The 26,828-nt window shown below is 63.1% G+C and carries 23 protein-coding genes and 1 pseudogene; 9 read left to right on the top strand and 15 right to left on the bottom strand.

Going from position 1 to position 26,828, the window contains the following annotated elements; all coding sequences use genetic code 11:
• Positions 1-63 precede the first annotated feature (63 nt).
• The gene (locus tag K1X71_04485) at positions 64-693 is read right to left on the bottom strand and encodes a hypothetical protein (protein MBX7072381.1); all 630 of its coding nucleotides are present in this window, start codon (positions 691-693) and stop codon (positions 64-66) included.
• Here K1X71_04485 and K1X71_04480 point away from each other — a divergent pair.
• Complete coding sequence (locus tag K1X71_04480; GenBank protein MBX7072380.1) at positions 670-2,289, top strand: hypothetical protein; 1,620 nt, start codon at positions 670-672, stop codon at positions 2,287-2,289. The two genes, K1X71_04485 and K1X71_04480, sit on opposite strands and share 24 nt — an antisense overlap.
• 82 nt (positions 2,290-2,371) lie before the next feature.
• On the opposite strand, the gene K1X71_04475 is transcribed toward K1X71_04480, so the two are convergent.
• Positions 2,372-3,685, bottom strand: coding sequence for an MFS transporter (locus K1X71_04475; GenBank protein ID MBX7072379.1), 1,314 nt, complete (start codon positions 3,683-3,685; stop codon positions 2,372-2,374).
• A gap of 209 nt (positions 3,686-3,894) precedes the next feature.
• On the opposite strand from K1X71_04475, the gene K1X71_04470 reads away from it, so the two are divergent.
• Both K1X71_04470 and K1X71_04465 read left to right on the top strand, forming a co-directional pair.
• Complete coding sequence (locus K1X71_04470) at positions 3,895-4,683, top strand: glycerophosphodiester phosphodiesterase family protein (protein MBX7072378.1); 789 nt, start codon at positions 3,895-3,897, stop codon at positions 4,681-4,683.
• Positions 4,680-5,138 carry an acyl-CoA thioesterase gene (locus tag K1X71_04465; protein ID MBX7072377.1) on the top strand — a complete coding sequence of 153 codons (459 nt, stop codon included), beginning with the start codon at positions 4,680-4,682 and terminating at the stop codon, positions 5,136-5,138. Before K1X71_04470 ends, K1X71_04465 begins: the two co-directional genes overlap by 4 nt.
• A 99-nt stretch (positions 5,139-5,237) precedes the next feature.
• On the opposite strand, the gene K1X71_04460 is transcribed toward K1X71_04465, so the two are convergent.
• The 4 genes from K1X71_04460 to uvrA are packed head-to-tail and all read right to left on the bottom strand — an operon-like array spanning position 5,238 to position 10,713.
• Complete coding sequence (locus tag K1X71_04460; GenBank protein ID MBX7072376.1) at positions 5,238-6,275, bottom strand: ThiF family adenylyltransferase; 1,038 nt, start codon at positions 6,273-6,275, stop codon at positions 5,238-5,240.
• Positions 6,276-6,330: 55 nt separating this feature from the next.
• Entirely contained in the window at positions 6,331-6,933 is a 603-nt protein-coding gene (locus tag K1X71_04455) for a hypothetical protein (GenBank protein ID MBX7072375.1), read from the bottom strand.
• 12 nt (positions 6,934-6,945) lie between these two features.
• Positions 6,946-7,842: a hypothetical protein gene (locus tag K1X71_04450; protein ID MBX7072374.1), complete on the bottom strand. Its 897-nt coding sequence runs from the start codon at positions 7,840-7,842 to the stop codon at positions 6,946-6,948.
• Between the two features lie 6 nt (positions 7,843-7,848).
• Positions 7,849-10,713, bottom strand: a complete 2,865-nt coding sequence (gene uvrA, locus K1X71_04445; protein MBX7072373.1) for an excinuclease ABC subunit UvrA — start codon at positions 10,711-10,713, stop codon at positions 7,849-7,851.
• Between the two features lie 486 nt (positions 10,714-11,199).
• Here uvrA and K1X71_04440 point away from each other — a divergent pair, with 486 nt between their 5' ends.
• Positions 11,200-12,213 carry a glycosyltransferase family 2 protein gene (locus K1X71_04440; protein MBX7072372.1) on the top strand — a complete coding sequence of 338 codons (1,014 nt, stop codon included), beginning with the start codon at positions 11,200-11,202 and terminating at the stop codon, positions 12,211-12,213.
• Between the two features lie 76 nt (positions 12,214-12,289).
• Here K1X71_04440 and K1X71_04435 read toward each other — a convergent pair whose 3' ends face one another.
• Positions 12,290-12,967, bottom strand: coding sequence for an MBL fold metallo-hydrolase (locus K1X71_04435; protein ID MBX7072371.1), 678 nt, complete (start codon positions 12,965-12,967; stop codon positions 12,290-12,292).
• A 368-nt stretch (positions 12,968-13,335) separates the two neighbouring features.
• Between K1X71_04435 and K1X71_04430 the strand changes: the two genes are divergently transcribed.
• Positions 13,336-14,415: a DUF1571 domain-containing protein gene (locus K1X71_04430; GenBank protein ID MBX7072370.1), complete on the top strand. Its 1,080-nt coding sequence runs from the start codon at positions 13,336-13,338 to the stop codon at positions 14,413-14,415.
• Positions 14,416-14,626: 211 nt separating this feature from the next.
• Positions 14,627-15,250, top strand: coding sequence for a hypothetical protein (locus tag K1X71_04425; GenBank protein ID MBX7072369.1), 624 nt, complete (start codon positions 14,627-14,629; stop codon positions 15,248-15,250).
• A 20-nt stretch (positions 15,251-15,270) separates the two neighbouring features.
• On the opposite strand, the gene cbiE is transcribed toward K1X71_04425, so the two are convergent.
• The 5 genes from cbiE to K1X71_04400 form a co-directional block, all read right to left on the bottom strand.
• Positions 15,271-16,512 carry a precorrin-6y C5,15-methyltransferase (decarboxylating) subunit CbiE gene (gene cbiE, locus K1X71_04420; GenBank protein MBX7072368.1) on the bottom strand — a complete coding sequence of 414 codons (1,242 nt, stop codon included), beginning with the start codon at positions 16,510-16,512 and terminating at the stop codon, positions 15,271-15,273.
• 96 nt (positions 16,513-16,608) lie between these two features.
• Positions 16,609-17,169: a hypothetical protein gene (locus K1X71_04415; protein MBX7072367.1), complete on the bottom strand. Its 561-nt coding sequence runs from the start codon at positions 17,167-17,169 to the stop codon at positions 16,609-16,611.
• 79 nt (positions 17,170-17,248) lie between these two features.
• Positions 17,249-19,045, bottom strand: coding sequence for a polyprenyl synthetase family protein (locus K1X71_04410; protein MBX7072366.1), 1,797 nt, complete (start codon positions 19,043-19,045; stop codon positions 17,249-17,251).
• A 93-nt stretch (positions 19,046-19,138) separates the two neighbouring features.
• Complete coding sequence (locus tag K1X71_04405; protein MBX7072365.1) at positions 19,139-19,486, bottom strand: hypothetical protein; 348 nt, start codon at positions 19,484-19,486, stop codon at positions 19,139-19,141.
• Positions 19,483-19,836, bottom strand: a complete 354-nt coding sequence (locus tag K1X71_04400) for a hypothetical protein (GenBank protein MBX7072364.1) — start codon at positions 19,834-19,836, stop codon at positions 19,483-19,485. The genes K1X71_04405 and K1X71_04400 overlap by 4 nt, the downstream gene beginning before the upstream one ends.
• A 92-nt stretch (positions 19,837-19,928) precedes the next feature.
• On the opposite strand from K1X71_04400, the gene K1X71_04395 reads away from it, so the two are divergent.
• From K1X71_04395 to K1X71_04385, 3 genes are all read left to right on the top strand, one after another.
• Positions 19,929-20,792, top strand: coding sequence for a sugar phosphate isomerase/epimerase (locus K1X71_04395; GenBank protein MBX7072363.1), 864 nt, complete (start codon positions 19,929-19,931; stop codon positions 20,790-20,792).
• A 60-nt stretch (positions 20,793-20,852) separates the two neighbouring features.
• Positions 20,853-21,815 (top strand): UbiA family prenyltransferase, encoded by a 963-nt coding sequence (locus K1X71_04390; protein MBX7072362.1) that lies wholly within the window; start codon positions 20,853-20,855, stop codon positions 21,813-21,815.
• Positions 21,816-22,106: 291 nt separating this feature from the next.
• Complete coding sequence (locus K1X71_04385) at positions 22,107-22,910, top strand: FKBP-type peptidyl-prolyl cis-trans isomerase (protein MBX7072361.1); 804 nt, start codon at positions 22,107-22,109, stop codon at positions 22,908-22,910.
• A gap of 499 nt (positions 22,911-23,409) precedes the next feature.
• On the opposite strand, the gene K1X71_04380 is transcribed toward K1X71_04385, so the two are convergent.
• The 3 genes and pseudogenes from K1X71_04380 to ftsH form a co-directional block, all read right to left on the bottom strand.
• Complete coding sequence (locus K1X71_04380; protein ID MBX7072360.1) at positions 23,410-24,720, bottom strand: 6-phosphofructokinase; 1,311 nt, start codon at positions 24,718-24,720, stop codon at positions 23,410-23,412.
• Positions 24,717-24,821, bottom strand: a pseudogene (locus tag K1X71_04375) (hypothetical protein). Before K1X71_04375 ends, K1X71_04380 begins: the two are co-directional and overlap by 4 nt.
• Before the next feature lie 27 nt (positions 24,822-24,848).
• The gene (gene ftsH / locus K1X71_04370; GenBank protein ID MBX7072359.1) at positions 24,849-26,822 is read right to left on the bottom strand and encodes an ATP-dependent zinc metalloprotease FtsH; all 1,974 of its coding nucleotides are present in this window, start codon (positions 26,820-26,822) and stop codon (positions 24,849-24,851) included.
• Positions 26,823-26,828 lie beyond the last annotated feature (6 nt).

The raw sequence follows: 26,828 nt of genomic DNA, 5'->3' as shown, positions 1-26,828 counted from the left end.
TCTGCCCCTGATAGATTTGACCTGCCGCCATCATGCGCCACTGATCTGTCGGCGGCACTGCCTTTATAAAATTGAAATATGATGTGCGCAGGTTCGTTTCTTATTAGATCGAGCGTGATTTCGCTCCTGCTGGCCGCGCCGTGCGCCGCCACGGCGGAGTCGCCCGCGAGTTTTGTGCAAGTGCGCGACGGGCACTTCCACGCCGGCGGGGCCAGATTGAAACTGTGGGGTTCCCAATCCGGAATTTTGGGCGAGACGCCCGCCGCCATCGACAAGGAGGTCGATCACTTCCGCAAACTCGGTTTCAATCTCTACCGCAATATCAGCGTTGGCCGGGCCTATCCGATGGAGTACGCGCGCGGCGACGGGTCGACCATGGACTTGCAAGACTACTCGTTCGCCGCGATCGCCAAGAGCGGCGGCTACAACTGGATCGACCTGCTTAACAACGTCACGATCACCTCGGCCGACATCGATGTCATCGACGATCCGTTGGTCAGCCGCGAGGATTGGCTGAAGGCGATGGAGGGCAAGACGCTGCGCCCCTCGGCGCTGCAAACGATATGGGACCTGCGAACGCAGACGGCCTATCTCAATCACATCGATCGGGTGATGAACCACGTCAATCAGCACACTGGCCGGCGTTACGCCGATGAACCGAGCATCGCCTTGATCGAACTGGTCAACGAGCAATGGTGGACACCGCGTATGCTAGCCGGCGGAGAGTTGGCGGCGCTCGATCCGGCGATCGTGCGGCCGTTACTGGTCAAGTGGAATGCGTGGTTGCGGAACAAGTATGCCGACGACGAAGCGCTGCGCGCCGCTTGGGGCGAACTGCTGCCCGGCGAATCCCTGACCGCTGCCACCGTCCTCCTCCAGCCGCTGCAGGGCCGCGCCGCCATGCCGGAAATGGCTGCCGTGCTGGGGATCAATATAGATCTCAGCAAAAATCAGGCCCTTCTAGCCAACGCCAATGCCGCGCGCGGCGGCGACATCGCCCGTTTTCTGGTCGGCCTCCACATCGAATTCAAGACCAAGGCCATGCAGCGCGTACGCTCGCATGGCGAGTCCGGGGCCGGCGCCGCCGTCGTGCCAGTGCTGTTTGACACCGGCGCGAGCTTTTCGATGCATTCGGCGTACGAGCACACCTTCGGCTCGGCGTTCGCTTTCGGCTCCTACCAAGGCTTGATCGACTCTGACCGAAGCAAGCCAACCTTCCCTTGGTCCATGCCCCTCGCCGAGCCGCCTACCGTGCACAGTTGGATGACGTTCAACAAAATTGAAAACCACCCTGGCGTCATTTATGAGACGATGACGTTCCAGCCGGGCAAGTATCGCGCCGATTATCCGCTTCGACTCGCGGCGTTCGCCGCGATCGCCGATCTCGATGTCGTCGACTGGCATTACTACAACGCTCACGTGTACGGAGACCGCGCCACCCCGCTGCAAATGCCATACGAAGCGCATTACTGGCAATCGGTGGTCTTTGGCGGCGACGAGGTGATGCTGGCGTCGATGAAGCTGGCCGCGACAATCTTTGTGCATGGTGACCTCCACCCACCGACCGAGCCCACCGTGCTGGTCGTTGGTAAAGACGTGCTTTTCGACGGAGGCGCGAACTGGGAGTCGCTCTACCAACGCATGCAGCCGACGGCAATGCAGTTTGGCCTGCGCTTGCGTTTCGATCCGAACGAACCAGAAAGCCATTTCATCGGCCGAAACCAAGCGACGTACGACGACATTTGCCGTCCCACGCCGCAAATCACCTATCGCTGGAAACAAGGCCAATTGATCATCGAATCGCCGCGCGTGCGCGTGATCGCGGGATTCGTCCCGGAATCGCACGCTTTTGAAAGCGGCGAGACGCTCGACGGCATCGCGCTCAACGTTCCTGACGGCACGCCCTTCGTCCGCGACGACGAGCGCTATGTCTGTTTCGCGATGTGCAGCCAGGACGGCAAGCCGCTGGCCGAAAGCGGCGACTTGGTGGCGATGGCGGTCAGCACCAGTTGGAACACGGGTTTTAAGATCGACGCCGACAAATACGACACCGAACTGAAAGCCACCGGGCATGGACCGATCTCCGCGGCCAGGTCTATTGAGGGCGGCGGCATGCCGGTGCTGGTCTCGCGGGTCGGCTGGACGTTGAATGCCCCTTGGCTCGCGGGCATGACTGCCGAACGCCACGATTTTTCGTTGGAAACCTATCGTACTGACCGCCTGGACGGCCCATTGCTGCGCATCGAGGCGGATGAACCGCTGTTCTTCGTGAACCTGAAACGCCAATGAAACTCGTGGCTCCACGACCTGCGCCGGAAATCGAAGCCGGCGGATAGTGGGTTTGCACGAACCGCATCGCGTGGTGAGGTCACTAAGCCGCCTGCTGGACCAACTCCGGCTGCGGCGTCGGCAGCAGGATCGTCTGCCGTCGCTCGTCGCGGGCTAGCGCCGGCGCCAGCAACCAGCAGCACCCGCTGATCGCCGAGCCAGCCACGACCAGCCAGTTGAACGCCATGTTCGGCCCCAGCGTCTCAAGCCAGCGCTCATAAAACAGCCCGCCCAGCCAGGTGGCTAGCGACGTGCTGACGTTCGACAGCGCCATCAGCAAGGCGAACACCGTGGCCGCGCTCTTCAGCGGACAGTGGCGCGCCGCCAGGTCGAGTTGCACCATGGTCCCAGTCATGTGAAAGAACCCCACCGCTAGCGAGAGGATCGCCGCCGAGCGGCTGTCCCACAGCGCCAAGTAGGCCACCGTGGCCAACACGCCACACGCCACCGAGCCATGCAATAGCAGGCCGAACGCCACGCGGCGGCAGTAGAAACCGTACAGTCCGCTCGCCACCAAGGCGCCCAGCGCCATCAGCGAAACGCTATGCCCGTAAAACTGCTCCGAGAGGCCAAGCTGCTCGGTCATGTGCAGGTACAGCACCGCGGTGGAAAACGGGTTGAAGTTCCAGAGGAACAAAAAGGTCCCCGCCAACAGCACCCCTGGCGACCGAGCGGCCTCGACCAGCGACGCAGCGGCGCGTGGCCGCGCGCCAATCTGCGCGCGCGCGATCGGCCGCTCCCGCACAAAGCACAGCACAATGGCCAAGGCGGCGACCGACAACAGTCCACAGATCAAAAAGCCGGAATACTGCCACTGCTGCTCCGCGAGATAGCCCCCCAACGAACCCGCCACAATGGTCGCCCCCCACATGGCGGTCCACTGCACCGATTGCAATCGCCCGGTCAGTCCAATTGGCTGGCCGCGATCGATCATCAAGGCGTCGATCACCACGTCCAGACAGGCGACCGCCACGGTCGGCACGAGCAAGGCGGCCAACAACAGCCAGCCGGCCCCGGCCGGCACGGGAAACAGATACACCCCCAAAAAGCTGCACATCGCCAAGGCGCTGGCGCCAATCAGGTAGCTGCGACGTCTGTAGCCAGCGATCGGGAAAAAGTCGGAAAGTAGCCCATAAATCGGCTTGAACCACCACGGCAGGGCCAGCAAGGCCGCAAAGGCGCCGATGTGCGCCGGGCCGTACCCCCACTCCTTAAGTAGTGAGCGCACCGGCTGGGCGACAAGCCCCTCGGTTGGCTCGGCAAAGCCTTGAATCAAGTACAAAGCGCCAAACAAGGCGCTTAACCCGGCGACTTGTCGCCCCGCGCTTGCGGTGGCAGTTCCGGCGGAACCACTCACGTTGGTTCGGCTCCTGATGGGTCGGCGCGTCGTCCACTGGCGCCTTCGTCCAATCAATAGCACAAGCGGCGCCGCGACCCAATAGAAATCTATCGAACGCGATTCGATTTGCAAAAAAATCTTCGACCGCGCCGCGCGAGGCCGTTATGCTCGAACTGCCGCACGGCGCGGCGCCCAATCGATTTTCCCTCGACCGCCAAGGAGCCTTCATGCGATTGCCGTTCATCCAGGCAGCGCTGCCGTTTTTCGCCGCACTGGCCATCGGTCTTCCCAGCACCCGCGCCGTCGAGATCGCCTGTCACCGGGGAGCCAATGAGTACTGCCCCGAGAACACCCAGGCCGCCGCCGCCAAGTGCGTCGAGTGGGGGGCCGACTATGTAGAGATCGACGTCCGTACCACCAAAGACGGCGTGATGATCATCATGCACGACCCTTGGGTGAACCGCACCACCAACGGCAAGGGGATGATTCGCCAGCTTACCGCCGAGCAAATCGACGGGCTCGACGCCGGAAGTTGGTTCGACGCCAAGTTCGCGGGCGAAAAGGTCCCCCGCCTCGAACCCTACCTGCGTTGGATTAAAGGTAAGGCCAAGGTCTACTTCGACGTCAAAGACGCCGACTTGGCGGCGCTCATCAAGTTGGTGTACGACGTGGGGCTGGAGAACGACAGCTTCTTTTGGTTCGACAACGATCGTAAGGCGCTCGACTTTCGCAAGCTCGATCAGAAGCTGGCCCTCAAAATGAACGCCGCCAACCCCGAGCAAATGAAGGATCGCAAGGAGCGCTTCGCCGCCAACATCGTCGAGGTCAGCCCGGCCGGTCTCACCGCTGAGAACATCCAGGCCTGCCATGAGCTGGGCATGAAGCTCATGGTGTACGAGCCTGACAAAAATCTTGACACCTTTCGCAAGGCCATTGAGCTCGGCGCCGACCTGATCAACCTGGACAACGCCGACGCGTTTCAGGCCGTCGAACGCGAACTGGCGGCCAGGCAATGAGCCAGTCGCCCAGCGCGCCCGGCGTGACGATCGAGTGCCCAATTCGTTGGGGCGATATGGACGCGCTGGGACATGTGAACAACATCGTCTATTTTCAGTACTGTGAAGATGCGCGCATCGCCTACTTCGAGGCGCTCGGCGTCGACCGGTTCAAAGACCAGCCGACCGACGGCCCGGGCATGGTCACCGCCAGTCTCAACTTTCGCAAGCAGCTTCGCTTTCCTGGCACGGTCGCCGTCACCGCCGACGTGACCGGCGTCGGCGGCAAGTCGTTCGTCATCGCCTACACGATTCGCGATCTCGCCGATGGCAGCGTGGCCGCCGATGGATCGAGCGTTTGCCTCTTCGTCGATTACGCCGCGGCCAAGGCCAAGCCGCTGCCGCGCGAGATGGTCCGGCGCATGGCCGAGCTTGAGCAGAACCCTCAGTTGCTCGCCGAGCGGCCGGGCGCGTGATTCACCTGCGCTCCCCCTGCTTGAGAGGGGGCCGCTGCGCGGTGCTGAACTTGGGCGCCGCCACCACGGCAGGCGATCCCCGCCGCCAGTTGAACTCGATCAAGCCCCCACGTAGCGCGAATAGATCGTGCGCGCGGCCGCGATGTCATTGGTGCCGCCGATGATCGCCCGGCCATCGGGGAAGATGGTCAACTCGTAGTCGTCCACGGCGAAGCGCAGCAAGAACGGATTGCGCGCTACTCGCCCCAGCGCCGTCAGTTTTTGTTCCAGCGCGGCCAGGTCAATCCGCTCGCCGCGCGGCGGGTGAATCTGCACGGCGTTGCGGCCGCAAAGCACCGCGCTGTGACTGCCGCGCTCGCCGGCCAGCCAGGGAAATTGTCGCTGTCCGCATGTCTCGCAGCCCCCATCCTGGCGCAGCACGTCCACCTTTACCTGTCGCAAGCCGTTGTCCCACAGGTCAATCACGGCCAGCTTTCGGCTCACCGCGTCGCGCTTGCCCGCCAAAATCTTGATCGCCTCCATCGACTCGATCGATGCAATCACCCCAATAATTGGCGCCACGATGCCCGCCGTGTCGCAGGTCGGCATCGTCCCCGGCGGCGGCGCCTCTTGCATCAAGCAGCGCAGGCACGGCGTTTCGCCGGGCAAGATGGTCAGCGTTTGCCCTTCGGCGCCGATGCAACCGCCGTAGACCCAGGGAATGTTTTGGCTGATGGCCACATCGTTCAACAGAAAGCGGATCTCAAAGTTGTCCGTGCCGTCGACAATCACATCAACGCCTTCGCTCAAGGCCAGCACGTTTTCGGAGTTCACGTCGGCCACATGCGCTTCGATCTCGATCTGCGAGTTGATGCGCCGCAACTTGCGCTCGGCGGCGATCGCCTTGGGCAGACCGGCAGCCAGGTCGTCCTCGTCAAACAGCACCTGGCGCTGCAGGTTGTTCAATTCCAAAAAGTCGCGATCCACGATCCGCAAATGGCCCACGCCGGCGCGGGCGAGTGTGCTGGCGATTACGCTGCCTAAGGCGCCGCAACCGCAAACCAGCGCGCGACTGGCGAGCAACCGCTCTTGTCCCTCGCGGCCAATCGGCGGATAGAGAGACTGGCGGGCGTAACGATCGAGGCGGGGATCGGCCATTTTTTTCAGTGCGTCGCGGTGGGGTCAGTTCAGGCGTCGAGCGATCCGGACCACGCTACGGCAGGCCCACGCGATCTAAGAAGTCATCTCCCTCGGCGATTTTGGAATCCGACTTCCACGCGCCGCGCTGCCAGCGCCGGCCATGCGGCCCATCTTGCAGGTCATACTCAACGGTGATGGTGGTTGGTTCCCATTTGGGAGAGAGAGGGCCCTCCATCTGCGCGCGCGTTTGCGCCGATGGCCGAGGGAGCAGTTCGTGATCGGCCTCGGCCGCCTCGCTGGTGGGATGAATGATCGAGCTCTTTTTTTGATACCGCACGCGCACCACGCCGTGCGTGTTGTCCGTCAGCTCGGAAGTCACTTCCAGCGGTTCGGTCACGCGCCGCACAAAGCCCGGCGGAAAGATCAGCTTCTCCACCTCCTGATAGTGGGCGAACTGACCGCGCGTGTGCTCCGCCAGTCGCGCCAGCGACTCGGCTGGGTCGCCGCTGGCGTCCCAGCCCTTGGGACTGGGCTTCATCATCTCTTGCATCGCGTCGGCGACCAGCTCCTTTTCGGCGGGCGTGCCGGCGATCGGCGCCTCGATCGGCGTTTGCTGGCCGCAGCCAGCCATCAGCGACAACAAACAGACAATGTGCCAAGGCGTGGGGCGCTGCATGGGTTGACTCGCTTATGCCCAGTAACCGGCCGGCTCGGCGCCAGCGGGATGTTCAGATAAATATAACGCGACATCGCGTTGTAGCCGATCAACCGCCCGGCGATTTTCGATCGCGCCAACTCGTTCGCCGCTCGGGCGCCATGCGATTACCGGCTTCTCCATCTGTACAAGCGCCGCCGGCAGTGCCGAAAGTTCATCGACTCGGACACAAACCGCATCGGCCCACGGCAGCGCCCGCGGGTCGTCTGACACACGATGCAGCAACAAGATGTTGCGTGCGTGAACACGCGGATCGGCGGGCACTTCTTCTGGGTTCACCATATACGCCAGTCCCACTGCGGGCCAACGGGCAAGGCGCTCCAGTTCTTGGTCGATCGCCAGGCCGCCGTCCAGGTCGGCGACAATCAGCACCCCTGCCTCGCTGCACTCTCGGCAAAATTGGTCGTCGGGATGCGTGGCCACGACCGCCAGTTCCTGCTCATGCAGATCAGAAAACTCAAACGCGTCCAGGCTGCCCGCCACGCGCAGCACCCAGTTCTTGCCTTCATAACGTAGTTGTCGGCCGCTGGCGCCAAGGGGTCGCAGCCCCAACAAGCGAGTCGCTTGTTCGATCACCGCGCCGTCTTGGATCAGCTCGATCTCGACATCATAGAGATACGGCGAATCGGCAGACCAAAAGCACGGATCGGGCACAAACGCCTCGGCCAATAGCCCAGCGGTTGCCTTCACCGGGCGTAGCGGCAGTCGCGCTGGCAGCGTCTTGGCGTAGCGCGAGCGCGGGCCAACCACCATGCCGTGCAGACTCGCGCCCGCCGCCGCCTCGGGCAGCTCGACATACACGCGCGCCTCGGTGGTCGATAACCGACCGAAGAAGACGCGGGCACGATCGAGGTGATTGGCTGGGCTCATGTGCTCCTAGGCTCGTTGCTCGGCCAATTCGTCGGCCAACACCTTGGCCAGATACTTGCCGGTAATCGAGTTCGCGTTGCGCGACACCATCTCTGGCGTGCCGGTGGCAACCACGCTCCCTCCCGCCTCGGCGGCCTCGGGCCCCAAGTCAATCACATAGTCGGCCGCCTTGGCAAGCTGCAAGTTGTGCTCGACGACGATCAGCGAATGTCCCACCGCCAGCAGCGCGTCGAAACAATCAATCAGTTGCACCACATCCGCAAAGTGCAGCCCGGTGGTCGGCTCGTCGAGGATGAACAAGGTGCGCCCACGCCGCGCGCTGGAGAGATACGCCGCCAGCTTCAGCCGCTGCGCCTCTCCGCCCGACAGGGTGTTGGCCGGCTGCCCTAGCCGCACATAGTCCAGCCCCACCGAGATCAACTGCTTGAGCCGGGCCTGCGCCTTGGGATGACCGCGAAAGAAGGTGAACGCCTCGCGGGCGGTCATGTCCAGCACCTCGGCGATGTTGCGGCCGCGATACTCGACATCCAAAATCTCGCTGCGATAGCGGGCGCCTTGGCATTCGGTGCATTTCATGTACACGTCGGCCATGAACTGCATGTCGATCTGCAGGTAGCCTTCCCCCTGACACATCTCGCAGCGTCCCTCCGCGCTGTTGAAGCTGAAATTACCGACCGTGTAATTCCGCGTGCGCGCGTCGACCGTCTCCGAAAAGACTTCGCGAATCTCGTCGAACGCCTTGATGTACGTCACCGGGTTCGAGCGCGGCGAGCGGCCGATCGGGCTTTGATCCACCATCGTCACATCGTTGATCTGACCATCGCCAAACACGTCGTCGAAGTCGAGCGGCTTGACCGACTCCTTGCGCATCCGCCGGCACAACGCGGGATAGAGCGTGTCTTGCACCAGCGTGCTCTTGCCCGCTCCGCTCACACCGGTCACCACGCACAACAGGCCGAGCGGAAACTCGACCGTGATGTTCTTGAGATTGTTGCCGCGCGCGCCGGCCAGCCGAATCCAGCCATGGTTCGGTTGGCGGCGTTTCTCCGGCGCGCGAATCAAGCGTCGCCCCGACAGGTAGTCGCCGGTGAGACTGTTCGGGCTAGCTTCCATTTCGCGCGGCGTCCCCTGAAACACCACCTGCCCGCCGCGATCGCCAGCGCCAGGGCCGATCTCAATAACCTGATCGGCCGCGCGAATGAACTCCTCCTCGTGCTCCACCACCACCACGGTGTTGCCCCGATCGCGCAGCCGCCGGATGCTCTCGACCAACCGCTGACTGTCGCGCGGATGCAGTCCCACGCTCGGCTCGTCGAGCACATACAATGCGTTCACCAGGCTGGAACCCAGCGCCGCCGTCAGCGCCACGCGCTGCGCCTCGCCGCCGCTGAGCGCGCGCAGACTGCGATCGAGCGTCAGAAAGCCCAGTCCCACCGATATCAAATAGCCCAGCCGCCCGCGAATCTGGTCGACCGTCATCCGCGCCAGCGCGCCCTGCTCGGGGGCAGGCCGCAGTTCGCCCAACAGCGCCGCCGCGTCCGCGATCTTCAGCGCGCATAGCTCGGCGATGTTCTTGCCCAGCACGCGGGTCGCCAGCGACTCGTCGCGCAGTCGTCGCCCCTCGCACACCGGGCATAACCGGTAGCTGCGCCAACGATTGAGAAACACGCGCACGTGCATCTTGTACTTGCGCCGCTCCAGCCAGTCGAAAAAGCCCACCAAGCCGCCAAATTGGCGCTCGGCTACCCCCTCGGTGATCAGTCGCAAATGCTCGGCTTCGAGCTTGCGAAACGGTATCTCAACCGGCAGGTTGTAGTCGGGCGCCAGCGCCAACAACTCTTCCAATTCGTGATGGTACGCCGGCGTGTTCCACGGCGCGATCGCCCCCTCTTTGATCGACTTGCGCGGGTCGGGCACGATCAAATCCAGATCGAGATCGACGACATTGCCAAATCCCTCGCAGCGCGGGCAAGCCCCCAGCGGGCTGTTGTAGCTGTAAAGCCGCGGTTCGGGTTCTGGATACTCGCGCTCGCACGCATCGCAGCGCAATTGCGCGCTGTAACCCCGCCGCGTCCACGCCTTGCCGTCCAGCGAATATTCGGGCCCGGTGGCAATGGCGCCGCCCTCTGGCCGCTCGACGAACACCACGGCCCCTTGCTCGCCTTTGCGAAACGCCGTTTCGAGCGAGTCAATCAACCGCTCCTGCGCCCCGCCGGCGGCCAGTCGATCGACGACCCCAAACATCTCGTGCGCGCCGGCGGCATCGTCTGATAGTCGCGACAGGTTCTCAATCGCCGTCCCCAGTTCGATGGTCTGCCCCCCCACGATCGCGCGGGCAAAGCCGTCTTCGCGCAGCGACTCGGCCGCGCTGGCCAACTGCGCCCGGCCGTCTTCGATCGGCACGCGAAACGTCACCAAAAAGCGCGTCCGCTCGGGCAGAGCTTGCAACTCGGCCGCCACGCTTTGCGGTGAGTCGCGCCGCACGGCCTGTCCGCACGAGAGGCAAAAGACTTCACCCAGATGGGCATACAAGAGCCGCAGATAATGTGTGATCTCGGTGGCGGCGCCCACTGTGGCGCGGTTCGACCGCGATAGTGGCTGGCGGCCCACCGCGATGGCGGGGGGAATGTGGTCGATCCGCTCCGCCGCCGGCTTTTCGAGCTGTTCAAGAAACTGGCGGGTATAGGCCGAAAAGGTTTCGATGTAGCGGCGCTGACCTTCGGCAAACAGGGTGTCGAAGGCCAGGCTGCTCTTGCCGCTGCCGCTCAAACCGCAAACCACCACTAGCTGGCGGTGCGGAATATCGAGGTCGATCTGCTTGAGGTTGTGGACCTCCACCCCCCGCAGTTCGATCTGGCGGCCCTGACTCATCCACGGCTCCGGCAACAATTTTGGCGGACGCAGCCTGCTGATCTGGCTCCCTTCCCGCCGATCTGCCCCCAGGCGCCTGGGCCTTTTCTGGCAGGCGGGCTCCCTCCGCCGCAATTTGCAAACAATACAAACCTTGAGCATAACCCCTGCTGCACATGGGGGATAGGTTTTACGTTGCAAGTCCCCCATGTCAGGCGACGGCAATACACAAGTTCACGAAAAAAAATCCATCTGGGCGTGTCCGTTTTGCATGGCCGCCGTCGTCTTAGTGAATAGGGGAGGTTCTGCGCCGGGCAGCCCGTCTGCAACGAGTTCTGAGAGACTCGCCCGCTGATTGTGAGTCGAAGGCGTCGCACATTTGCCAGGTAGTGCCGGGCCGAGGGGGGCGCTGTCCACCTTAGCGGCCATTGTCCCTACCTTGCGCGAAGCGAGTTGTGCGCCGGGTTCACATAACTAACCAACGAAAACCGCTTGCGGAGAATTCGATTGATCGACCGCTTGGAAACCTCGATTGTCATTCCCATGTTCAACGGGGCGCGCTACATCTTGGACGCGCTTCGGTCGGTGGCTGCGCAGACGGAGGCTCCATGCGAAATCATTGTAGTGGATGATGCTTCAACAGATCGTTCGAGCAGCATAGTCGACGCTTGGTCTCGGACATCGAAAATCCCGCTGCGCACGATCCGCTGCGCAGTGAATTCTGGCAGCCCATCGCGGCCCATGAACCAGGGCATTGCCGACGCGCGAGGGGAGATCATCGTGGTGTTGGATCAAGACGATCTATTGTCCCCCACCAAGATTGAACGTGAATCGCGCGTGTTGCGTGAGAACCCACACATTGCGTTCGCGTTCTCATGTTCAGCGACTACACGCGACCCACTGCGCAAGATGCAGTCATATGAGGTGCTGGAACGTTTGCGAGAGATCGGCGTCGCAAGGAATGGATTTTGGGAGATCCCTGGTGATGCGATGCTCAAGCTGCTATTTGAGCATGGATGCTTCGTGATGGGCTTTCCCGGGTTTAGCTTTCGTCGATCCGATTGGCGACGAAAGGGCGGCGTGGACGAAAACTTGCGAATTGCTGATCACGAGTTCCTCTGCTGGCTCTCCACGCAGGGGCCGGTCGCCTACCTGGAAGATATTCACTACCAGCGGCGGCTGCATGACCATAATTTGTCGAGAGATCGACAATTGGTGGAAGCGGACTTTGTCCAGTGTGTGAGCAGGTATTTAAGCGCGCAGCAGAGGTCAATTTCAGTCCGCCAGGCCGATTGGATCAATACTCGCAATGCATGCATGGGAATTGCCTACGCGCTACGGCAGTCGGGCAGATACTCCGAGGCATGGAACTGTTACCAGACCGTATGCGCTGTGTGGGGGTGGCGAATCGATGTCGCGATTTGCATGACGAAGTTGTGCGCTCACCGTGAACTGAGTCGTCTACAACACTTCTACAGCGCAGTCGCTAGCATCGCACGTGCTGCGTATGCGCGCGATTAGAGCGTTAATCCGTTCCGTGAAGGTGCGGACCGCGCGAACAAACCTGGCAGCTTGCGCGCATCAATGCGCCGCCCCCTCAATCCAGCCCGTAAGCGCCCGCGTTCTCGCCCACAAACGGATTGCCCCGCCGCTCCTCCCCGATCGTCGTCGGGTCGCCATGACCAGACAGCACCACAGCGTCGTCGGGCAGCACAAACAGCTTGTCGCGGATGCCGCTGGCCAGCAGGTTGAAATCTCCATCCGGAAAATCGGTCCGGCCAATGCTGCCGGCGAATAGTACGTCGCCGCCAAAGATGACGATCGGCGCAACGTCGCGGCAGACAAACACGATGTGCCCCGACGAGTGCCCCGGTATCTCGTAAACTTCAAACCGAAAGCCCGCCGCCTCGTAGACCTCCCCCTCGCGCAACAGCGTGTCGGCCGGGGGACTGGTGATCGGCAGGCCGAAGGCGCCAGACAGGTTGGCCTGCGCGTCGACCAATTTGTTCGCCTCGGCGTGTCCGATGACCAACGGCGCGGCGGGCCAGCGGTCCTTGAGCGCGGCGTTGCCGGCAATGTGATCGGCATGGCCGTGCGTCAGCAGGATGGCGGCCGGCGTCAGCTTGGCTTCGTCCAGGTAGTCAACGATCTTCTCCGGTTCCATGCCCGGATCAACCACCACGCAGTCCTGGCGTCCTTCGAGGTGGGCAACATAGGTGTTCTCAGCAAACGGCATGGAGAGAATCATCTTGATTCGTACGGGCGACTGACTCACAAACCCTCCAAATTCGCCAATTGGTCTGGACGCGTCGGGCCGTCCTCGATATTCAATGTGGCCTTTGTTTCCTGGCGTCCCAGCACTTGGGGAGCGCCGGTAGTTCATTGTAAATTTTTCGCGCTAGTTCGGCGAATCGGCGTAAGGATGCGCCATCGCCCGCGGGGTTGATTCAATCACCATCACGCAGTTGCCAAGTTCCATGGAGGGAACCAGTTAGACAGGCCACGTCGCGGTAACGCAATTTGCCTGTGGCAACCGCCGGCATGCAAGTTGCTAGCAGCAGTGTCGACCCACTGCCGCCGTCGGAGCCCTTTCTTGTTCCGCGTTCGCGACCTGTCTCTGACCCGTTGGCAGGGGATCATCACATGCCCAAACCGTTCGCTCGGCTCGCACTCGTAACGGCAGTCTGGATTACCAGCGCGCCCCTGGCGGTGCTCGCTCAATTTGGCGCCCAGCCGGCTTCGCCCGCTACAGCACAACCCTCTGCCGCGCCGCCACAGTATGCCGCGCCACAATCACCGGCCCAACAACCGGCCGCGCCGCCGCAATACTCGCAGCAGCCCGCCGCCATGCAACCCGCGCCGGCGCAAGCCAGCCCGCAGTATGCGCCGCCGCAGCAACAGCCGTATCCTGCGACCGCCGGCGCCCCGCAGCAGCCGTATGCCCCGGCGAATCAACAACCGCAATATCGTGTGGCCGCGACCCCCACGCCTCCCAATCCGGCGGAGATCAACTCGGCCGCGCCGACCGCCGCGGAGCATCCGCTCATGCCCGCGCTGCGCTGGGCTCAAGAGGGCCTGCCGCACATCCGGGCGATTCAAGACTACACCTGCATGCTTTACAAGCGCGAGCGCGTCGATGGCGTGCTCGGCGAGTATCAAACCATGTCGATCAAGGTGCGGCATCAGCCGTTCAGCGTCTACATGTACTTCATGGGTCCGCCGAATATGCGCGGCCAAGAGGTGCTGTACGTCGAAGGTCAAAACAACAATGAACTGCAAGCCCACGGCGTTGGCCTCAAAAACGCCATCGGCACCGTGTCGCTCAGTCCCACCGGCCGAATGGCGATGAAGGGCAATCGCTATCCCATCACCGAACTGGGAGTCGAGAACCTGGTTCAGCGGTTGCTCGAGGTGGGCGAGCGCGACACCCGCTATGGCGAGTGCGATGTGCAGTTTCTCAAGGCCAAGATCAATGGCCGTGGCTGCACCTGCATTCAGGTGACGCATCCGGTGCCGCGGCGCAACTTCTTGTTTCACCTGGCCCGCATCTACGTCGACGATGAGCTGAATATCCCCATCCGCTACGAATCGTTCGACTGGCCCAGCCGTGCCGGCGGCCCCCCCGAACTGATCGAAGAGTACACCTATCAAAATCTGAAGTTGAACAACAACTTCACCGATCTCGACTTCGACATTCGCAATCCGAAGTACGGCTTCAAATAACGCGGTGCAAGTTCGCTACCCGTCTCGTGCTAGTGAGGAGAGGGCAGCAGACGATCCCGCTGCCGACGCCGCAGCCGGAACTGGTCCAGCAGGCGGCTTAGGCTCGCGGCTCGACTGCCGAGCAAGCCGAGGAAGTGAACGTAGCGGAATCGGAATCAACCGGTTCCCGTGTGGCGAACCAACAAATGTCGTCATGGGCGGAGAGCAAATCATGGGGACGTTTCTGTCAATCACCGGTTTGGCAACCAGCGAACAGAGTGAGGTCACCAAGGCGCTTGCGCATTATGCAGCAAAACATGAGATTGGATTTGAGCCGACGAGTGATTCCTACGATGAAGAAAACATGCTGCTTTTGCACGGTGGCTTACGATGCTCAATCGTGCATCCAAATTACGCCCTCGATTGGGAGGACGTGGCCCGCGAACTATCGAGCTTATTGAAGGTTCCTGCTTTGACTCTGCATATTCACGACGACGATCTGTGGATGTATGTGCTTTTTTTGGATGGCGAACGATTTGATCAGTTCAACCCATTGCCCGAATATTGGGAGGAATTATCGACCGAAGAGGCCGCAACGTGGGACGGCAATTCAAATCGATTTGCGGCTGTTTGGCCTGACGCTTCAGCAGAGCAGTTGGGTCGCTACCTCATTCGCTGGTCCGACGAGTCCACAGAAAAGGCGTATCCGGATGACGAATTTCCAGCGGGAAACCCATGGCAAATGGTCGACTTCATGCGAAGGCTTGGGCTGGACTATCCCTTTGACCGCGAAGGCGCTCCACAAGGCAAGCAGTTTCTGTGGCGCAAACCTCGCCGTGGCCGACGGCACGCGTAGTCGCTCGACAGTCTTGCAACCTACTTATCTGGTTTGGCCACGGCCAGCAGAAACGACGGATTGAGCGCGTCGAACCGCACCCGCTCCAATTGCTCGGTGCCGCGGGCAATGTTGATCATCCACACCCGCACGTCTCCCGCTTTGCGCAGCGCCTGATGCACGTCGGAGAGGTTTTCGATGCTGCCGACGTTGGCCACCAACCTGCCGCGCGGGCGCAGCCGCTGGTAGGCCGCCTCGACCAGGTGGCTGATGCCGCGGCCGCTGCCGCCGACAAAGATGGCGTCGGGGTCGGGCAGTCCTTGCCAGGCCTCTGGCGCGCGGCCGCGCACCGGCGTGAGATTGCGCACGCCAAATCGCTCGGCGTTATGCACGATGAGCGCGTGGTCCTCGGGATCCATCTCGATGGCGTACACCGTGCCGTCGCTGGCCAGTTGCGCCGCCTCGACCGCCACCGAACCGCTGCCGGCGCCCACGTCCCACACGATGCTGCGCGATCCCAGGTCGAGTTGCGCCAGCGCGATCGAGCGCGTTTCGGCCGGAGTCAGCAGGCCATACTTGGGCTGCGACTGCGCAAACGCCTCGTCGGGGTTGCCAAACAGCCGGCGGCCAATCGCGTCGGCCGGCCGGTCGGGCACGTCGGGCTTGCGCACCAGGATCATCACGTTGAGCGGGCCAAAGTCGTCGCTCGCAATCTCCGCCAGTTCTCCCTGCGTCACGCGCTCGTCGGGCGAGCCGAGATTCTCGCAGACATAGGCCGAAAAATAATCGAGCTTGTTCTCCAGCAGCGCCTTGGCGATGGCCGCTGGCGGCCAGGCGTCGCTGGTGAACAGCCCCACCTTTTCGGCGATGCGAATCTTGTCGAGCACGCTCGGCAGCGAGCGCGTCGACAAATCGGTGAGGTACGCCTCCTCCCAGCTTTCCTTCACCCGCGCGAAGGCCAACTGCATGCTGCTCACGTGCGGCAAGACTTCAAAGCGATCTTTGCCTAGCTTGGAGCACAGATAGCGCGCCACGCCGTAAAAGAGCGGGTCGCCCGACGCCAATAGCACGATCCGCCGGTGGGGCTCGGCCGCGATGCGCCGCAGCGCCTCGTCGAAGTTGTCTCCCACGATCAGTCGCTCGGCGCGGTTGGCGCCCAGTTGGTCCAGGGCCGACTGCGCGCCGATCACCAGTTGAGCCCCGTCGAGCAGGCGCCGCGCCGCGTCGGTCAAACCGGTCAGGCCGTCGTCGCCGATGCCGATAATGTGAACTTTTTCGGGCATGATGCCGCCACAAACGATGAAGAACCAAGACTACTGGCCGTGATTCTACTCACTGCGGCGGCGCGTCGAAAGCGAGCCAGCCGCCAAGGGCCGCGCTCACTCGGGCACGACAATCTCCAACAGTTCCACCGCCAGTTCGCCATCGCAGTAGATCACCGCCGTGCGGCCATAGGTGGTGTTCGCGCCGCTCCCGCCGTCGCTGTCGAGCCCGAAGAAGTGCTTCAGCTCCTTGCCCGGCGAAATGCGGAACAGCGAAGCCAATTGAATCTCGCGGTAGACGTTGTTGTCGATCAAGATTCGGCCCAGCGGGGTGTCTTCGGACTCGATCGCCTGCCGCACGGCCGGGGCCAGATGCGAGTAATTCACCCGCATGATGCCAAACTGCACCACCTCGTGATCTGACTGGCGGCAGAGCACGATCTTGCGCGCGTAGTGCGACGGCGTCTTGCGCCGGTCGAGCACCACCACATCGACGGGGCTCTTGTGGTGCGCCTCCACGGTGACCGTCATGTGGTTTTCGTGCGCCAAGAGCCGGCGATACGCCTCGGGCATGGCGTCGGCGGAGATTTCAGTAAACTGTCCCAGCTCTCCCTCGGAGGCAAAGAACAGATCGACGAGCGTTTGCAGCTTCAGGGCCGGCGGTTGATGATTATGCAAGGCCTCGATGCTCCGGGTCCGGGGGTGAACAATAAGCCAGCGCCGCGCTCTGGTCGTCGCGACCCAGTACGGTCGAACGTCAAGCAGGCGGGCCGACGCCGACCGCTCTATTAGACGGTCGATCGAGCACCATCTCAATCAAATACGACAATAGCCGCCGCAATTCGGCTGGTTCGATGGTGTTGGCGATGGTCGCGGCGCGGCGCTCGTGTTCGGCGATCAGGCGCGCCGCTTCGGCGAACACGCCCGCCTCTTCGTAAAGCGACTTGATCTGACTGACCACGTCGAGCGTCATGGGTCGCCGCGCCGCCAGATCGACGAGCTCCGCGCAGCGCTCGCGCGGCAATCGCTCCAGCGCCAGCGCCCAGAGCAGGGTCGGGCGTCCGCCCACCACGTCGCCGGCGGCGAGCAGCTTGTTGTGCGAATCGGCGTTCCAGTCGCCCAAATCGTTCAGAATCTGAAACGCCACTCCCAAGTGTCGCGCGAACTGGCCAATTGGCTCGCTGTAGCCGTCAATCGGCCGCGCCAGCCGCATGCCCGCGTAGAGCGCCGCCTCGAAGGCCGGCGCCGTTTTGAGCGCGTAGATATGCAAGGCATCGTCCGGGGAGAGACGTTTGTCTCCCGAATCGCGCCACATCAGTTCGGCGCCTTGCCCCTCCGAAAGCTTCATATGGGCGTCGGCCAGCCGATCCAAGATGTCGGCCGAGACATCGGCGCCGAGCGTGGCCGTCTCGCGGCTCACCAGCCGGTAACCCAGGCCGATCAAGTAGTCCCCCACGTTGATTGCCGTCGGCGTGCCGTAGCGGCGGTGCAGCGTTTGGTCGCCGTAGCGAAACTCGTCGTCGTCCTCGATGTCGTCATGTACCAGCGACGCCTTGTGAAACGTCTCGATCGACATGGCGGTGCGGCGCACGGCGGCGGGAAGCTGCGCCAGATGCGCGGGACCATCGGCCAGCGTGGCGCGGCCGCCGGTCAGCGCGTCGTGCATGGCCAGCGTGATGAAGGGGCGCGAATGCTTGCCCCCCTTGGCAAGAAAGTCGTAGGCAATGGCCTCGGTGGCTGACAACGGGTCGAGCGCCGCGCCGTTGAGCGGGCCATGGCCGCCCCGCGCGCGCGGGGCCAAGTGCTCCAACTCGCCGGCAGAAAACATCCGCGCCGCCGACCGCATCAGGTGCAGGTAGGTGCGCGTTGTCTGCGGTCGCGACACCTGCGGCGTGCCGATCATTTCCAAAATCCAATCCTCGTCGATCGGCTGACCGCTCTCGGCTGGCAGCGGAACCGCGCCGCATGGCACGCCCGCCAGCAGCACGCGGTCGAGCGCTTGCTCGAGCACATCGAGCGTGGCGACGCCAATCACCGCGTCGACGCGTCCCGACAATAACTCCGTCAGAATGGCCGACGCGCGTTCGACCACGCGCACCTGGTAACCCAACGCGATCGCCTGGCGGCGCGCCTCGTCGACCACGCAGGCCGCGCAGCGCTCGCCGTCGGCCAGCGGTTGATTCGAATCCCCCGCGCAGCCCGCGCGGTGCTGGCTGTTGGCGGGCAACATCAGCAGCCGGCGCGCGACTGGCACGCCGGCAAGCTGGTCGGCCCAAAACGCGGAGAGCGTTTGCACCATCGTCCAGCCAAGATAGCTCTGTGGCAGGTCGAACTGCGCCAAAAGCTGCCGGCCGATCTGTTCGATGCGGGCCTGGGACAGTGGGGTCGTCTTGTCGAGCGCGGCGGTGGCCAGCCGGGCAGCTTCGCGAAGTTTTTCACGAACTTGCCGCTGGTCGGGCGCGAGCTTGAGATGCGCAGTGCTCACGGGCGGATCGGCGGCAGGCGCAGTGGCGCTGGCCGAAGTCGCTTCTCGGTCTAGTGGCGCCGTGGCCAATGCAGAGCCCTTGGTGGAAGACCCCCGCGCGGCGGGGCCTTATTGGCAGCAATCACAACAGTTTAGCGAAAGTGGTCCGCGCTGGGTACCCGCTCAAACTGGCGGCAAATCGGCCGCTGGCCGCGCTTCAGCCGGCATTGGCGGAGACAATCGCTCCCAGACGCTCAGCACGAACCATGCCAGCAGCAAAGCCAAGAACACAAGCAGGTTGAAGAGAAAGGCGGTATCGAATGCCGCCACACGCTCAACCGTTTCGAGCGCCATCGAATCAGCGACTATCGCAGCGCCGAAAAAGACGAATGGAAACGCCGCAAAGCTCAGGATAAACGTTATGAACATCCGCTGCCGCCAGACACCAATGTTAAACCGCGCGCCAGGCGGTCGCTCCTCCGGCAGGCGCTCGTAGACGGTCGCTTGATACGGGTTTTCGCTCTTTGTCATCTGAGGAGGTTCTCGGCGCCGCCGTGCCTGGCGGCCATTGAATAACTCCACCACTCGGTTACGGCGAGCGCGAGCCAGGCCAACACCGCCGCGCTGCACACGGCAAAGGCGGAGACCACCGCGTTGCCGACTGCAAAGGCGATCGTTCGCCGATGCTCGTTGTGCAGCCCCTGCAACTGGAGCCAATACGCCCAATATACGGCTGCCAGGGAGCAGAGCAGCGCCGCCATGCTCAACGCGGCCGCCCAAAACATCCGCCGCCGCCACTGCCCGAGCCACAATACCCGGTCAGGCAGCGAACCCTCTGGTCCGCGCTCAAAGACGGTCGCTTGATAGGGGTTTTCGTCCATCACGTCATCATAACCGGGCGGTTCAAAAGCCAGTCGCGTTGGGCTAAAATAGCTATTTCCGCCCGACTGATCCCACCCCCTGCCGGCCCCACATGAAACTTGCCTTCAGCTCCAACGCCTTTCTGCACTTTCCGCTCGAGGAGGCGCTGGATCAGATCGGCGGCATCGGGTTTCGCGGCGTTGAGGTGCTGGCCGACGTGCCGCACGCCTGGCCCGCTAGTCTGCTCGCCGGGTGCCGCCGCGAGATTCGCCAGGCGCTGGCCAGCCGCAACCTTGCCATCTCAAACATCAACGCGTTCATGATGAACGCCGTGGCCGATCCGCGGCAGCATTATCTCTACCCGGCCTGGAACGAGCCTTACGCGCCGTACCGCGCCATCCGCCGCGAGCACACCAAACGGGCCCTGCAACTGGCCGCCGACATCGGCGCGCCGAACATCACCACCGAGCCGGGAGGTCCGATCTTCGACGGGCAAACCTGGCAGAGCGCGGCACAAATCTTTTACGACGAACTGATGCCGTGCGTCGAACTGGCCGAACGGCTTGGCGTGACGCTGCTCATCGAGCCAGAGCCCGAACTGTTGATCGAGCGCTTCGACCAATACTTGGAGTTCGCGGGACGGATCGACTCGCCACGGATCGGATTGAATTTCGATATTGGCCATGCCTATTGCGTGGGCGAAGACCCACAGGACTGGGTCGCCCGCATGGCGCCGCACACTCGGCACTATCATTTTGAGGACATTGCCGCCACGCGAGTTCACAAGCACCTGATTCCCGGCCACGGCGCTATCGATTTTGCGGCCACGCTGCAAGCCATCGAAGCCACCGGGTACGATGGCTGGATCACCGTCGAACTGTATCCTTATATCGACAGTCCCCAGGCCGCCGCGCGCGAGGCCCACGAATACATGACCCGCTTGGCCCAGCGCTTGGGCATTGCCCGCGGCGATTGAAACGCGGCCGCGTTCGGCGGTCGCCGGTCCCCTCTGGTCGCGAAAAGCGGAGTGCCGGGCATGGCGCAAACAAGCGAGCAACCGCGGATCGGCGACTCGACGCACGGGCTGACCCGCGCTTACCTGCAGTTGGTGCGGCTGCCGAACGTCTTTACCGCGATGGCCGACATTCTGATGGGCTATCTCTTCACCCATCAGATGGTCGCCGATCCGGCCGGATCGCTGGCGCTATTGTTGGGGGCGTCGGCCGCGCTGTACATGGCGGGCATGGTGCTGAACGATCTGTTCGATTTTGAAATCGACGCCCGCGAACGTCCGCATCGGCCCCTCCCCTCGGGGCGCATTCACGCATCGACCGCGCGGGCGATCGGCATTGGGCTGGTTGTGTTTGGCGTGGTGATGGGTTGGCTGGCGGGCTGGCTGGGGCTGTCGTGGCGGCCCGGTTTAGTTGCCACCGCGCTCGCCGCCTTGGTGGTGATCTACGACGCCTCGCTGCGCGTCACGCCGCTGGCGCCCCTGGGCATGGCCGGTTGCCGCGCGCTCAACGTGCTATTGGGCATGAGCCTGGCGCCCGGCGACTGGCACGCCGCGCACTACGTGATTGCCGCCGGCGTGGGGGTCTACATCCTCGGCGTCACCTGGTTCTCGCGCGGCGAGGCCGAAGTCAGCCGCCGCCTGCAACTGAGCATGGCGCTGGCGGTGCTGCTGTCGGGCATCGCCTTGTTGGCGTCGTACCCGTTGTTTGTCGACGAGTTTTTGCCGGCCGTGAGTCAGCCGGTGTATCTCGACCGCTGGCGACTGCTCATGCTGCTATTGGGCGGACTCATCGCCTGGCGCTGCGTGCGGGCGATCATCACGCCGGCGCCGCTCTATGTGCAGGCGGCGGTAAAGAACTGCATCTTGTCGCTCATCGTGCTCGACGCGGCGGTTTGCTTCACGGTGCGTGGGGCCGCCGGCGCGCTGCCGATCTTGGTACTGCTGATTCCGGCGTTGTTCCTGGGCCGCTGGGTCTATTCGACGTAAGAGGAGATTTGCTAGCTAGCACGCCATGCTGGCGTCCATTGCACGACCAGTGGCGCTCGGCAAGCGCCGGATTTGTCATCGCAGCCAGTCCTCCCGCGCCAGCAAAAACCCGCATTGCCCCGATTGGGCGTCTTCTCCATAATCTCCGCCACATTGGTCCGCTGCCCGCAGGCGAACGTTGGCCAGTTTGTTGGCCGCAAGCGATCCGCGGCGGCCGCTTTTGCGTACAGAGAAAAACAGACACCGGGCGCGCGCATCGCGCCGCCAATCAACCGTTAAGGGAATGGATCCATGCAGCGCTCGCTGTCCATCGCACTGACACTCTTGTTTCTCGCCGCGCCCGCTGTCGCGCAGAACGCGCCGGCCGGTCGCGCCGCCGCGCCGCGGCAATCGATTCGCAAGGCCGCGCCGCCACGCGCCGGGGGACAACCGGCCGCCGCAACCGCCGCGGCCCCCGCAGGCAACTCAGGGCTGCGCGACCAGAAGGAGAAGGTCAGCTACAGTCTCGGCCTCGACATCGGCCGCACGCTCAAGATGCAGGCCATCGATGTCGACATGAACATCATCATGCAGGGCTGCCAAGATGGTCTCACCGGCGCGCAGCCGCTGTTGACCGACGAGCAGATTCAAGAAGTGATGCAGACCTTGCAGCAAGAGATCATGGCCCGCGAACAGCAAAAGATGCAAGCCGCCAGCGGCCAAAATGAGGATGAAGGGTCCAAATTCCTGGAGGCCAACAAGAAGGCCAAGGGCGTGGTGACGCTACCCAGCGGACTGCAATACAAGGTGGTCAAGATGGGCAGCGGCCCCAAACCCAAAGCCACCGACACCGTAAAAACGCACTACAAAGGGACGCTGATCAGCGGCACGGAGTTCGATAGCTCGTACAAGCGCGGCGAACCGGCCGTGTTTCCGGTCAACCAGGTCATCCCCGGCTGGACCGAGGCCCTGCAACTCATGCCGGTCGGCTCGAAGTGGGAATTGTATGTGCCCGCCAAGCTGGCCTACGGCGAGCGCGGCGCAGGGCAGGAGATTGGCCCCAACTCGACTTTGATTTTCGAGGTGGAACTACTGGGCATCGAAGCGCCGCAGTAAGCGCGACGCCCGCGACACGATTGCCAGTGAATAGCCACAGCCCGCTCGGCAACGAGCGGGCTTTCTTTATGGAGGGTAATTGCCTCACTGCATATCCCGTGGCGAGTCGGTCCACACGCGTTCAACTCGCATCTCAGGAAACAGTGCTCGCATTCTCCGCAACTCTTTATCGGAGGAGGATGGCGACAGAACTAAGCCCGCCTCGCGCGGCGAAACTTCCATAAACAGCCGTAGCGACCATGGTGGCTTAGGCCACTGCACATGAAAAACCGGCCCCGTGTACGAGACGAGGCCAACCTCGCCTTCGTCAAGCGCTCGGTGTCTCTGCCGAATCCAATTCAGATTCCACGTAACCCAACCAAACAGCAGACTTAGTGCCGTCAACAGGACGAACAGCGACCGAAGTGAACAACGCATTCGTCGGCGGATTCGAATGATTCGGGACGCTCGTTGCGGTTTGGTGTCCACGCCCACATTCTAATCCGCCCCGCGCCCCGCCTCACTCGTTGATATACGTCTCCAAGAACCGGGCGAGGCGGTGGAAGTCGCTGCCGGGCTTCACGTAGCGCACCACCGTGACCAGCGTTTGCGGGTCGACGAGTTGATCGAAGCCGACGTAGCTCAGTTCCAGTTGCCCGTGGACCGAGATCATCACGCCGTCGAGTTGCTTCTCGATCAGCGCGCGGTAGGCGCCCACGCCAAGTTGACTGCCGAGCAGCACATCGTAAGAGTGCGGCCGGGCGCAGCGCGCTTCGTATCCCAGTTGCACGCCGGTCACTTTGCGGCTGCGACCGGTCTGCCGCTTGTACTCCTCGGTGATCAGCCGCGAAAAAATCTTGTTAAGGTTGACCTTGGAGATCGAGATATGCCCGTGTTCGTCGCGGCCAATGCCTTCCAGGTAGCTCATCGGCAGAAATTCGGCCAGTCCCTCGGCCATGATCAACACGCCAAACTCCTTGCGCTCCACTTCCTCGCGGGTGCGCATGGTGGCCACGATCCGCTTGACCACCAGATCGACATTCATCACCTGGCGCGTGTGGGTCTGACCGTCGGCGTCGGTGGTTGCCTCTTCGCCGAGATACTTGCCGTTGATGTCTTCGACGCTGATCACCAGGCTTGCCTCGCCGGCGATCGAGGCGCCGTACGCCAGCCAGCCGGCGCTGCGCCCCATCGTTTCGGCGAGAAAGTAGGTGCGGTTGGCCTCGGCGTCGGCGAGCAGGTTGCGAATCTCTTCCGCCAACGTCTCGACCGCCGTGAAGTAACCAAAGGTGAAGTCGATGCCCATGTAGTCGTTGTCGATCGTCTTCGGCACATGCACCACCGGGATGCGCTGTTCGCCGGCCGGCAGATAATCTTGCATGCGCTGAAACTTGTTGGCGGTCTTCAGCGTGTCGTCGCCGCCGATGGAAATGAGCGCGTCGACGCCGATCGAGCGCAGCGCCGCATGCACCGTGCGCAGCGGAGCGGTGCGCTCGGGGTCTTTGAGGTGATCGGGTTGCGAGACGTTCTTGCCGGGGTTGGTGCGCGCGGTGCCGATCATGATGCCTTGCGTGTTGCGCGTGCGGCGCAGCGCGCGGTGATCGAGCGGGATGTAGTCGCGCCCTTCGACCAACGGCCGGTCGGGGCCAAACTCGACCAGTTGCGAGTAGCCATACAGCACGCCGACCACTTGAATGTCGTTGCGCAGAAAGCTGGCGGCGGCGGTCGAGATCACGGCGTTGGCCGCCGGGGCCGGACCGCCGGCGAACAAAATCGCCACCTTGCGAATGTTGGATTGGATGTGCGGGGGACGTGCAAGCGTTTCGCTCATGGCGCGAATGATCCTCTGTCGGTGCGCGGCGAGCGTGACCCGCTCGTTGGCCGACAATATACGCCTTTTGTCGTCGCCGCGGCAGGGCGTGGGCCCTCCGCGCGGCGCGGCGAACGCGCCGGGAAAGACTATTCGGCCGGCGGAGTCGGCAAGGGAGAAGGTGTCTCGGGCGCCGGCGGCGACTCGCCATTGGCGGCGGCCGAGCGGCCGATCAGGCGGTTAAACGTCTGCCGGTCGATGTTCTCGTGCTCCAACAACTCCTGGCTCACCGACTCCAGTTGATCGCGATGGTCGGTCAGGATTTGCTTTGCCTGGTGGTAGGCGTCGTCGAGCAGCTTTTTCACTTCGGCGTCGACATCGCGGGCAGTGTGCTCGCTGAAGTCGCGCTGCAGTTCGCCATCCATGCCGCCGCTCAAGAACGGGTGTTGACGGTGACCAATATGCACCAACCCCACCGAGGGGCTCATGCCGTAGATGCAAACCATGCGGCGCGCCATGGCAGTGGCGCGGTCAAGATCGTTCTCGGCGCCGGTGCTCACGTCGCCAAACACCACCTCCTCAGCGGCGCGGCCGCCCAGCAGCCCCTTGATACGATCGATCAGATCGGCCCGCGTGAGCAAGAACTGCTCTTCCTCCGGCAGGTGCAGGGTGTAGCCGAGCGCGGCGCGGCCGCGCGGCACAATGCTGATTTTGTGGACTGGATCGGAGTGTTCGCTGTAGGCGGCCACCAGGGCGTGCCCCACCTCGTGATAGGCCACGCGGCGGCGCTCGGCCTCGATCAGCTTGCGGCTCTTGCGCTCAGGCCCGGCGATCACCTTTTCGACCGCTTCTTCCAGATCGTGTTGGGTGATTTCCTTGGCGCCGCGGCGCGCGGCGAGCAGGGCGGCCTCGTTGAGCGCGTTGGCCAGATCGGCGCCAGAGAAGCCCGGCGTGTGCTGGGCCACGCTGCGCAGATCGACTTCGGCGGCCAACGGCTTTTCGCGCGAGTGGACCTTGAGAATCGCCACGCGGCCGTCGATGTCTGGCGCGTCGACCACGACCTGGCGATCGAAGCGGCCGGGGCGCAGCAGGGCGCGGTCGAGCACGTCGGGCCGGTTGGTGGCCGCCAGAATGATGATCCCGACATTCGGGGCGAAGCCATCCATCTCGACGAGCAATTGGTTCAAGGTTTGTTCGCGTTCGTCGTTGACTGCGCCGATATGCACCCCGCGTTGGCGGCCGATCGCGTCGAGCTCGTCGATGAAGATGATGCAAGGCGCGGTGGCCTTGGCCTGCTCGAACAGATCGCGCACCCGCGAGGCGCCAACGCCCACGAACATCTCGACAAAGTCGCTGCCAGACAGCGAAAAGAACGGCGCCTTCGCCTCGCCCGCCACGGCCCGCGCTAGCAGCGTCTTGCCGGTGCCCGGCGGCCCGACCAGCAGCACGCCCTTGGGGATCTTGGCGCCCAGCGCCTCGTAGCGCTGCGGGTTCTTGAGGAAGTCGACGACTTCTTGCAATTCGTACTTGGCCTCGTCGCAGCCGGCGACATCGGCAAAGGTGACGCCGGTGTGCTTGTCGGCCATCAGCTTGGCGCGGCTCTTGCCAAAGCTCATCACCGCTTGTCCAGCGGCGCCCAGACGGCGCGAGATGAACACCCACAGCAAGATCAATAGCGCCAGCGGCAATACCCAAGAGAGGATAATCGTGGCCATCAGGCTGGGCCGCTCGCCGCGATACTTCGGCACTTTGGCCTCAAGGTCGCGCACCAGGTCGTCGTCGGGATCGACTCGAATCGTGCGGAAGTGGAACGTCGTCGGGCCGACCGGTGCGGTGGGGAGCGCCTTGTTGATCTTGAGCGGTTTGCGCTTGGCGCCGACGGCGGGCTCGCTCTTCTTGTCCGCGCTTTGAGAGTCCGCAGTCTTGGAATCGCTCTTGGCGGGGATCGACTTCGCTGGGGTCGATTTCGGTTTCGCCTTAAGCTCGATGATCCCTTGGATTTCCTCGGTGCGGACGGTGGCCTCTTTCACCTCGCCCGCGGCCATGTGACTTTTGAATTCGCTGTAGTCAATGGTGCGAATCGCGAAGCTGTCGGCGGCCTCCTGCCACAACAGCAAGAGCATCAGTCC

This window comes from Pirellulales bacterium, from assembly GCA_019694455.1.
Taxonomy (GTDB): domain Bacteria; phylum Planctomycetota; class Planctomycetia; order Pirellulales; family JAEUIK01; genus JAIBBY01.
This window is presented reverse-complemented; position numbering and strand designations above follow the sequence as displayed.

What these genes read in the sequence shown, in the direction of transcription:
- K1X71_04470 (MBX7072378.1), top strand. Translation starts at nt 3,895, where the DNA reads ATGCGATTGCCGTTCATCCAGGCAGCGCTGCCGTTTTTCGCCGCACTG.
- K1X71_04465 (MBX7072377.1), top strand. Translation starts at nt 4,680, where the DNA reads ATGAGCCAGTCGCCCAGCGCGCCCGGCGTGACGATCGAGTGCCCAATT.
- K1X71_04460 (MBX7072376.1), bottom strand. Translation starts at nt 6,275, where the DNA reads ATGGCCGATCCCCGCCTCGATCGTTACGCCCGCCAGTCTCTCTATCCG.
- K1X71_04455 (MBX7072375.1), bottom strand. Translation starts at nt 6,933, where the DNA reads ATGCAGCGCCCCACGCCTTGGCACATTGTCTGTTTGTTGTCGCTGATG.
- K1X71_04450 (MBX7072374.1), bottom strand. Translation starts at nt 7,842, where the DNA reads ATGAGCCCAGCCAATCACCTCGATCGTGCCCGCGTCTTCTTCGGTCGG.
- uvrA (MBX7072373.1), bottom strand. Translation starts at nt 10,713, where the DNA reads ATGAGTCAGGGCCGCCAGATCGAACTGCGGGGGGTGGAGGTCCACAAC.
- K1X71_04430 (MBX7072370.1), top strand. Translation starts at nt 13,336, where the DNA reads ATGCCCAAACCGTTCGCTCGGCTCGCACTCGTAACGGCAGTCTGGATT.
- K1X71_04425 (MBX7072369.1), top strand. Translation starts at nt 14,627, where the DNA reads ATGGGGACGTTTCTGTCAATCACCGGTTTGGCAACCAGCGAACAGAGT.
- cbiE (MBX7072368.1), bottom strand. Translation starts at nt 16,512, where the DNA reads ATGCCCGAAAAAGTTCACATTATCGGCATCGGCGACGACGGCCTGACC.
- K1X71_04405 (MBX7072365.1), bottom strand. Translation starts at nt 19,486, where the DNA reads ATGACAAAGAGCGAAAACCCGTATCAAGCGACCGTCTACGAGCGCCTG.
- K1X71_04400 (MBX7072364.1), bottom strand. Translation starts at nt 19,836, where the DNA reads ATGGACGAAAACCCCTATCAAGCGACCGTCTTTGAGCGCGGACCAGAG.
- K1X71_04395 (MBX7072363.1), top strand. Translation starts at nt 19,929, where the DNA reads ATGAAACTTGCCTTCAGCTCCAACGCCTTTCTGCACTTTCCGCTCGAG.
- K1X71_04390 (MBX7072362.1), top strand. Translation starts at nt 20,853, where the DNA reads ATGGCGCAAACAAGCGAGCAACCGCGGATCGGCGACTCGACGCACGGG.
- K1X71_04385 (MBX7072361.1), top strand. Translation starts at nt 22,107, where the DNA reads ATGCAGCGCTCGCTGTCCATCGCACTGACACTCTTGTTTCTCGCCGCG.
- K1X71_04380 (MBX7072360.1), bottom strand. Translation starts at nt 24,720, where the DNA reads ATGAGCGAAACGCTTGCACGTCCCCCGCACATCCAATCCAACATTCGC.
- ftsH (MBX7072359.1), bottom strand. Translation starts at nt 26,822, where the DNA reads ATGCTCTTGCTGTTGTGGCAGGAGGCCGCCGACAGCTTCGCGATTCGC.